Origin of the sequence: Paraburkholderia domus (genome assembly GCF_905220705.1) — a bacterium.
Classification (GTDB): Bacteria; Pseudomonadota; Gammaproteobacteria; order Burkholderiales; family Burkholderiaceae; genus Paraburkholderia; species Paraburkholderia domus.
Genome location: NZ_CAJNAT010000077.1, coordinates 1 through 1,732 on the forward strand (window position 1 = coordinate 1; position 1,732 = coordinate 1,732).

The window sequence follows — 1,732 nt, forward strand, 5'->3', positions numbered from 1 at the left end:
GTCGTGAAAAAATTCGGCGACAGTGTCGCTGTCGATAACGTCAACCTGAGCATTGCGAAGAACGAACTGTTCGCGCTGCTCGGCAGCTCCGGCTGCGGCAAGTCCACGCTCCTGCGCATGCTCGCAGGACTCGAGTCGGTGACCTCCGGGCGCATCTTCGTCGACGGCGAGGATCTCGCCGCGATGCCGCCGTACAAGCGGCCGGTCAACATGATGTTCCAGTCGTATGCGCTGTTCCCGCATATGAGCGTCGAAGCGAATATCGCCTTCGGCCTCAAGCAGGAAGGCACGCCGAAGAACGAGATCAAGGAACGGGTTGCCGACGCGCTCAATCTCGTGCAGATGAGCAAATACGCGCAACGCAAGCCGCATCAGCTCTCCGGCGGACAGCAGCAGCGTGTGGCGCTGGCCCGCTCGCTCGTCAAGCGCCCCAAGCTGCTGCTGCTCGACGAGCCGATGTCGGCGCTCGACAAGAAGATCCGCCAGAAGACCCAGCTCGAACTGGTGAACATCATCGAGAAGGTCGACGTGACCTGCGTGATGGTGACGCACGATCAGGAAGAAGCCATGACGATGGCCGGGCGCCTCGCGGTGATGAGCGAAGGCCGCATCGTGCAGATCGGCTCGCCCAGCCAGGTGTACGAGTTTCCGAACAGCCGCTTCTCGGCCGAGTTTATCGGCTCGACCAATCTGTTCGAAGGCACCGTGGTCGCGGATGAACCGGACCACATCTTCGTCGAAAGCGAAGACCTCGAAACGAACATCTACGTGAGCCATGGCATTACCGGGCCGCTCGGCATGCCGGTGGGCATCTCGGTGCGACCGGAGCGCGTGAAGGTCTCGCTCGACAAGCCCTCGACGCCGCACAACTGGGCGCGCGGCGTGGTGTCGGACGTTGCGTACATGGGCAGCTATTCGCTCTATCACGTGCGCCTGCCGAGCGGCAAGACGGTCGTGTCGAATCTCTCCAGCTCGCACCTGATGAGCGAAGGTGCGCCGTCCTATAACGACGACGTGTTCGTCTACTGGTCGCCCGCTAGCGGCGTGGTGCTGACGCAATGAGCAATCCCACTACCTCCTCCCCCGCGGCGCTCGGCGCGCCGTCCGGCGGCCGGTTACTCGGCTCGCTGAAGAAACGCCTCTCGACGCTGCTGCCGTCGGGCCGCACGACCGTGATCGGCGTGCCGTTCCTGTGGCTCACGCTGTTCTTCGCGTTGCCGTTCGTGCTGGTGCTGAAGATCAGCTTCGCCGATCTGCGCCTGGGCATCCCGCCGTACACGGATCTCGTGACGGTCAAGGACGGCATGGTGCATTTCGCCATGCAGCTCGGCCACTACGCGTTCCTGCTGCAGGACGACCTGTACGTCGCGACCTACATCAGCTCGCTGAAGATGGCTGGCATCTCGACCTTCTTCTGCCTGATCATCGGCTATCCGATTGCGTACTACATCGCACGCTCGGAACCGGCGAAACGCAACCTGCTGATGATGGGCGTGATGCTGCCGTTCTGGACGTCGTTCCTGATCCGCGTGTATGCATGGATCGGCATCCTGAAGGACGACGGCCTGCTCAATCACACGCTGATGGCCATCGGCATGATCCATTCGCCGTTGCGCCTCTACCACACGGATATTGGCGTCTATATCGGCATGGTCTATTCGTACCTGCCGTTCATGGTGATGCCGCTGTACGCGCACCTGGTGAAGATGGATCTGACGCTGCTCGAAGCGGC

At 61.9% G+C, this 1,732-nt stretch carries 2 protein-coding genes; both read left to right on the plus strand.

Features of this window, described 5'->3' with window-relative positions; genetic code table 11:
- A partial coding sequence (locus KHO31_RS38920; protein ID WP_211626131.1) for an ABC transporter ATP-binding protein occupies nt 1–1,062 on the plus strand: 1,062 nt, incomplete at its 5' end.
- Nucleotides 1,059–1,732, plus strand: a 674-nt coding sequence (locus KHO31_RS38925; protein WP_211626133.1) for an ABC transporter permease, incomplete at its 3' end; no start/stop codon positions are given. The genes KHO31_RS38920 and KHO31_RS38925, both read left to right, overlap by 4 nt.